Origin of the sequence: Teichococcus aestuarii, from assembly GCF_042651065.1 — a bacterium.
Lineage (GTDB): Bacteria > Pseudomonadota > Alphaproteobacteria > Acetobacterales > Acetobacteraceae > Pseudoroseomonas > Pseudoroseomonas aestuarii.
The window spans coordinates 1-501 of record NZ_JBHSCH010000201.1 but is presented as its reverse complement, the minus strand read 5'-3'; the positions used below and the strand labels follow the sequence as shown (position 1 = coordinate 501).

General features: G+C 33.9%; 1 protein-coding gene. It reads right to left on the bottom strand.

Annotated elements, in window-relative coordinates:
- Positions 1 to 501, bottom strand: a 501-nt coding sequence (locus tag ACFOY6_RS24365; RefSeq protein ID WP_456316957.1) for a tyrosine-type recombinase/integrase, incomplete at both ends; no start/stop codon positions are given.

Sequence of the window (501 nt, the reverse complement as noted above, 5' to 3'; positions counted from 1 at the left end):
GCGAATGGTAATATTTAGCAACCTCCAAGAATTGAAATAATTCATCTTTTTCAAGAAACTTTTTGTGTATCTCAATATCCTCTAATTCTTCCACACTTACTTTCTTTTTAGGTCGTTTAATACCCTCATTAGGCAATATTTTTATTAATCGCATTTCATACGCATACTTAAATATCATATTTGTAGAGGCTACGATACTATCAACATAATTCTTGCTATACTGAGCGCTCATATCGTCCACGAAGCGCTGATAATCATGTTTCTTGATAGTTTGTATTGGTTTATTATTAAATCGCTCTATGGCGTGCTGTATGGCTTTCTCACGTGCTCTGACACTACTTACTTTTACATCATTAGCATATTGTTTAATCCAATCATCAGCTACCTGTTTGAATGTGCTAGAAGAAGGTGCGATATAGTCATCATTTCTTAATTGGCGTTCAATCATTTCAGCTTGATGTTTAGCGTCTGATTTACGTTTAAATCCAGTCTTAGATATGT